Genomic DNA, 5,846 nt, shown 5'->3' with positions numbered 1-5,846 from the left:
GCAGATACGCCGATCACGGCCGAAATGCTGCCGACAGACCTCGGCGACATGCTGCCGAAGGTCTCCGCCAAGAACGACTATCACATCATGACGCTGCCGCTGCGCGAAGCGCGTGAAATGTTCGAGCGCGACTATCTCATCGCCCAGATCAATCGTTTCGGCGGCAACATCTCGCGCACGGCGGAATTTGTCGGCATGGAGCGTTCCGCGTTGCATCGCAAGCTGAAGTCGTTGGGCGTCTGAGCCGCGCCCAGCATTAATAATACAGTATTCGGATCAGGGGCTTCCATGCCGAGAATTGCTTATGTCAACGGCCGTTATGTCAAGCACAGCGATGCCATGGTGCATATCGAGGATCGCGGCTATCAGTTCGCCGACGGCGTCTATGAGGTTTGCGAGGTTCGCCATGGCGCAATCGTCGATCTGACGCGCCACCTCGATCGCCTCAACCGTTCGCTGGGCGAGCTGCGCATCGCCTGGCCGATGACGCGTCAGGCGTTGGTGCTGGTGATTCGCGAGACCTTGCGCCGCAATCACGTCCGTAACGGCCTGTTCTACCTGCAGGTGACGCGTGGCGTTGCCCGGCGCGATCACGTCTTTCCGCCTGCCGGAACGCCGTCGTCGATCGTCGTAACCGCCAAGAGCACGGATCAGTCCGCGATTGCCAAGAAGAACGCCAATGGCATCAAGGCGATCACCGTCCGCGACAACCGCTGGGACCGCGTGGATATCAAGTCGGTCGGCCTGCTTCCGAACGCCATGGCCCGCCAGCAGGCCAAGGAGGCCGGCGCACAGGAGGCGATCTATATCGACCATAACGGCATGGTGAAGGAAGGGGCGGCCACGAACGTCTGGATCGTGGATCACGACGGAAATCTCGTCACCCGCCCCGCCGAACACGGCATCCTGCGCGGCATTACGCGTACGACACTGCTGGACGTAGCGGCGAAGCTTGACGTGCCGATCGTCGAGCGATTCTTCTCGGTCGAAGAGATGATGAAAGCCCGCGAAGTCTTCATCACAGCGGCGACAAGTATATGTTTTCCGATCGTTTCTATCGATGGCGAGACCATCGCCAACGGTCATCCGGGCAGCATGTCACAGAAAATCCGTGAAGCCTTTTTCGACGTTGCGGAAAAGACTGCGATTTGATACCAACATTCGCTGGGTGGAGAGAATGAGGGTATCTCCGGTCCGGGACCTCTGTATATCATGACATTTAACCGGCTCAGGTCGGCAAAAAAGAAAGAAGCGGCGCGATGGCGGAACGTTCTCAGAACTTGCAGGACTTGTTTCTCAATACTGTTCGCAAGCAAAAGATTTCACTGACAATTTTCTTGATCAACGGCGTGAAGCTCACAGGTGTCGTGACCTCGTTCGACAATTTCTGTGTCTTGCTCCGCCGCGATGGCCATTCGCAGCTGGTTTACAAGCATGCGATCTCGACGATCATGCCGGGTCAGCCGATGCAGATGTTCGAAAGCGAAGAAGCCGCATCCTAACCAGGACTTTCTGTTATCACGACACGCGATACCAAAAATGATTCCCTCATCCCGGAAACCGTAAAGCACCGGGATGATATGCGCGCCGTTGTCGTCGTGCCTGTGTTGAAACAGGCGCGCGCGGCGCGTTCCGCCCAGGCCGACGGTGCCATCTCCGTTTCGCGCCCGCCCGAGAGCCGGCTGGAAGAGGCCAAGGGTCTTGCGCTAGCCATCGACCTCGATGTCGTCAACGGCTCCATCGTTCCGATCAATGACCCGCGGCCCGCAACGCTGCTCGGCACCGGCAAGATCGAGGAAATCCTCGCATTTCTCGACGAATTCAACGCTGGTCTCGTCATCGTCGATCATCCTCTGACGCCAGTGCAGCAGCGCAATCTCGAGAAGGCATGGAACGCCAAGGTCATCGACCGCACCGGCCTTATTCTCGAAATCTTCGGCCGCCGCGCTTCCACCAAGGAAGGTACGCTGCAGGTCGAACTCGCGCATTTGAACTATCAGAAGGGGCGGCTGGTCCGAAGCTGGACCCACCTGGAACGCCAGCGCGGCGGCGCCGGCTTCATGGGCGGCCCGGGTGAAACCCAGATCGAAGCCGACCGGCGCATGCTGCAGGAGCGGATTATTCGGCTCGAACGCGAGCTGGAGCAGGTGGTTCGCACACGCCAGCTTCACCGCGCCAAGCGAAAAAAGGTGCCGCATCCGATCGTGGCTCTGGTCGGCTATACCAATGCCGGCAAATCGACGCTGTTCAACCGCATCACCGGCGCCGGCGTGCTGGCGGAAGACATGCTCTTTGCGACGCTCGACCCGACGCTGCGCCGTATGAAGCTGCCGCATGGCCGCACGGTCATTCTCTCAGACACCGTTGGGTTCATCTCTGACCTGCCGACTCACCTGGTGGCCGCGTTCCGTGCGACGCTGGAAGAGGTGCTGGAAGCCGACCTGATCCTGCATGTCCGCGATCTCTCGGATGACGACAATCAGGCCCAGAGTGCAGATGTCATGCGCATTCTCGCCGATCTCGGGATCGGCGAGGCCGAAGGCGCCGAGCGCATTCTTGAGGTCTGGAACAAGATCGACCGCCTGGAGCCGGACGCGCATGACGCCATCGTCCAGAAGGCGTCGACCGCCGAGAACGTCATTGCCGTCTCGGCGATAACAGGCGAGGGTGTCGACCGTCTGATGGCGGAAATCAGCCGACGCCTTTCCGGTGTGCTGACGGAAACGACGATCACGCTGCCGGTAGAGAAGCTCGCGCTGCTGCCCTGGCTCTATAATCACGCCGTCGTCGATAACCGCGAGGACAATGAGGACGGCACGGTGACGCTCGACGTACGGTTGACCGAAACCGAGGCAGCTGAGCTGGAGCGGCGCATGGGCAATGGCCCCAAGCCGCAGCGCGAGGACTGGGAATAGGGCGTCCTTACGCCGTTTTCACGCCTGCGAGCTGCCGTTCTATAGCCTTCGCTGCCTGCCAGATCTCTTCCATTCGCTCCAGCGAGGCGCCTTCCAGCGTCCCGCCTTCAGCCTCGAGCGTCGTTTCGATGTGATGGAAACGGCGGCGGAACTTCGTGTTCGTGCCGCGCAGCGCCTGCTCCGGATCGGTCTTCACATGCCGGCCGATATTGACGACCGCGAAGATCAGATCGCCGAGCTCGTCGCTGACCTTGGTCTTGTCGCCGCTTGCAAGTGCTGCCCGCAATTCGCCGATTTCCTCCTCGATCTTGTCGAGGATCGGTTCCGGCGCCGACCAGTCGAAGCCGACTTTGGCGGCGCGCTCCTGCAGTTTCAAAGCTTCCGTCAGGGCAGGGAAGGTCCGCTGCACCGAGCCCAGGAAGCCAGCTTTGAAATCTTCGGTAATGCCGCTCTTGGCGCGACGCTCCGCCCGTTCGCGCTTCTCTTCGGCCTTGATCCGATCCCACTGCAATGTCACCGCATCCTCGGTTTTGGCATCGGAAACCGCAAAAACATGCGGATGGCGGCGGATCATCTTACGCGAGATGGCATGCACGACATCGCCGAAGGAAAATGCGCCAGACTCCTCGGCGATCCGGGAATGAAAAACGACCTGCAGCAGCAGATCGCCGAGCTCGTCGCAAAGATCGTCCATATCCTTGCGCTCGATCGCGTCGGCCACTTCATAGGCTTCCTCGATCGTATAGGGCTTGATGGTCTCGAAGGTTTGGACGATGTCCCAGGGGCAGCCGTTCTCGGGGTTTCGCAGCGCCGCCATGATGTCGATCAGGCCGTTTATGTCTCGCGATGCTTCCATCGTTGCCTCGGATCTTACTGGACTCAATTTAAGGGGATGTCGTTGGCGCTCTTCGACGCCTGATAGTGTTCGGAGAGACCAGCGTAGGCTTGTTTGATGCGCGCCGTTTGCTCCTTCAGCTCGCCCTTGCGTGGCTCGGCTTCGGTCTCCACGAGGTCGGAGATGGCAAAACTGTTCCAGAATGCATTTTGGCGGCGATAGCCACCCGGTTCCAGGCCGAAGACTTCTTTCAGGATTTTGAGATCGTGCGGGATGGCGAAGGCATCCCGGGAGTCTTCATGGCTGAAGAAATAATAGAAATTGTCGAAGCCGGCCCAGGTGATCGCCGACATGCACATGGTGCAGGGCTCATGGGTGGACAGGAAGATCAGATCCTTGGTTGCCGGCTTTTCGCCGAGTTCGTGGAAGCGCTTGAGCGCGTGAACCTCGCCATGCCAGAGCGGGTTTTCTAATTCATTATTGGTTTCCGCAATGACGAGCGAGAGATCGGACTTTCGCAGGATGGCGGCCCCGAAGACCTTGTTGCCGGCAGCCACGCTCTTGCGGGTCAGAGGCAAGATGTCGTGTTCCACGACATCGAGAAGGCGGGCTGCGATGCTGTTGTCGGCCAAGGATTTGCTCCAGAGTTTCGGCGCCAGTCTATCGGTATTGCCGATGTGGCGGAATGCGTAAATGACGTACGGGCCAAGTTTGTCACAGGCAATAAGATCGCCACGGACGCTAGTCAATGATAAAAGTCTATAGATTTCCTATATTTATCTCTATCTGCTCGTCTGGTGAGATTTGCTCAAATCCCTGTCTTGGCGAGCAAAAGAATACGCGCATGCATGGGCATTAGAATTTCTGTTTCTTCAATCTCTTGGCAGCAAAGGCGATATTCGCCGAAGCTTGAAGTGGAATGACGATGCCTCCCAGGACTGAACAGCTTTCGGTGTTTCCCGCCTTCTTCCGCGTGGAAGGAAGGGTTGCTGCTGTCTTCGGTAATGGCGATGAGGCCTTCGCCAAGGTGCGATTGCTCCTGAACACGCAGGCACGGATCGTGGCCTACGCGCCGGCACCCGAGGCTGATTATCATGCCTTCCTGATTGCCAATCGCATCGAAACCATACGCGGTGATTTTTCGCTCGATCAGGTCAAGGGTGCGACGCTCGTTTTTGCTGCCAGCGGCGACGCCGCGGCGGATCGCGCCATTGTCGATGCTGCCCGCGCCGAGAGAATTCCGGCGAATGCCGTCGATCAGCCCGATTATTGCGATTTCTACACGCCGGCGCTGGTCAACCGCGCGCCCGTTGCTGTCGCGATTGGCACCGAGGGTGCAGGTCCCGTACTGGCGCAGATGATCCGGGCGCAGATCGACCAGATGCTGTCGCCGTCGCTCGGCAAGCTTGCGGACTTGGCGATGCGCTTCCGCAAGCCGGTCGAGCGCCTCGTGCCGCGGGGCGTTGCCCGTCGCATTTTCTGGCGCCGGTTCTTCTCAGGCCCTGTCGCGGATGCCGTCAATGCCGGCCACGTCGCGCAGGCGGAGCAGGCAGCCGATGCGCTGCTTCAGTCGTCGCGTGAGGTCGAGGGTCGCGTCTGGCTGGTCGGCGCCGGTCCGGGCGCGGAGGATCTGCTGACCTTGCGGGCACAGCGCGTGATGATGGAGGCCGATGTCATCGTCCATGACGCCCTGGTGCCGCAGGCAATCGTCGATATGGGTCGCCGCGATGCGGAGCGCCTGTCCGTCGGCAAGCGCAAGGGATGCCACAGCAAGTCGCAGGAGGAGATCAACGATCTGCTGGTGCAGCTCGGCCGCGAAGGCAAGCGCGTGGTGCGGCTGAAGTCGGGCGATCCGCTGGTCTATGGCCGTGCGGGCGAGGAAATGGCGGCCCTGCGCGCTGCCGGCATCGGCTATGAGATCGTTCCCGGCATTACCTCTGCCTTCGCCGCTGCCGCCGATTTCGAACTGCCTCTGACCCTGCGCGGCGTTGCCTCGTCGCTGGTCTTCACAACGGGTCACGATCTTACGGGCGATGTGTTGCCAGACTGGGCGAGTTTGGCCGTATCCGGCGCCACGATTGCAGTGTATATGGGGC

At 60.0% G+C, this 5,846-nt stretch carries 7 protein-coding genes; 5 read left to right on the top strand and 2 right to left on the bottom strand.

Annotated elements, in window-relative coordinates; all coding sequences use genetic code 11:
* The 4 genes from Q4Q11_RS30560 to hflX all read left to right on the top strand — a co-directional run.
* Positions 1–243, top strand: a 243-nt coding sequence (locus tag Q4Q11_RS30560) for a helix-turn-helix domain-containing protein (RefSeq protein ID WP_498571825.1), incomplete at its 5' end; no start/stop codon positions are given.
* A 45-nt stretch (positions 244–288) separates the two neighbouring features.
* Positions 289–1,152: a D-amino-acid transaminase gene (locus Q4Q11_RS30555; RefSeq protein ID WP_498571824.1), complete on the top strand. Its 864-nt coding sequence runs from the start codon at positions 289–291 to the stop codon at positions 1,150–1,152.
* Between the two features lie 107 nt (positions 1,153–1,259).
* A complete protein-coding gene (gene hfq, locus Q4Q11_RS30550; protein WP_003539403.1) occupies positions 1,260–1,502 on the top strand; it encodes an RNA chaperone Hfq in 243 nt (80 codons plus the stop codon).
* 78 nt (positions 1,503–1,580) lie between these two features.
* Complete coding sequence (hflX, locus tag Q4Q11_RS30545) at positions 1,581–2,915, top strand: GTPase HflX (protein ID WP_498571823.1); 1,335 nt, start codon at positions 1,581–1,583, stop codon at positions 2,913–2,915.
* A 7-nt stretch (positions 2,916–2,922) separates the two neighbouring features.
* Here the strand turns inward: hflX and mazG are convergent, their stop codons facing one another.
* Both mazG and Q4Q11_RS30535 read right to left on the bottom strand, forming a co-directional pair.
* On the bottom strand, positions 2,923–3,771 hold the full coding sequence (gene mazG / locus Q4Q11_RS30540) for a nucleoside triphosphate pyrophosphohydrolase (RefSeq protein ID WP_113214750.1): 849 nt from the start codon (positions 3,769–3,771) through the stop codon (positions 2,923–2,925).
* 23 nt (positions 3,772–3,794) lie between these two features.
* A complete protein-coding gene (locus Q4Q11_RS30535) occupies positions 3,795–4,382 on the bottom strand; it encodes a deaminase (RefSeq protein WP_498571822.1) in 588 nt (195 codons plus the stop codon).
* Positions 4,383–4,675: 293 nt separating this feature from the next.
* Between Q4Q11_RS30535 and cysG the strand changes: the two genes are divergently transcribed.
* Positions 4,676–5,846: siroheme synthase CysG (gene cysG, locus Q4Q11_RS30530; RefSeq protein ID WP_498571821.1), on the top strand; the 1,171-nt coding region annotated here is incomplete at its 3' end.

Source organism: Rhizobium sp. UFLA01-1127 (genome assembly GCF_059803845.1).
This window is presented reverse-complemented; position numbering and strand designations above follow the sequence as displayed.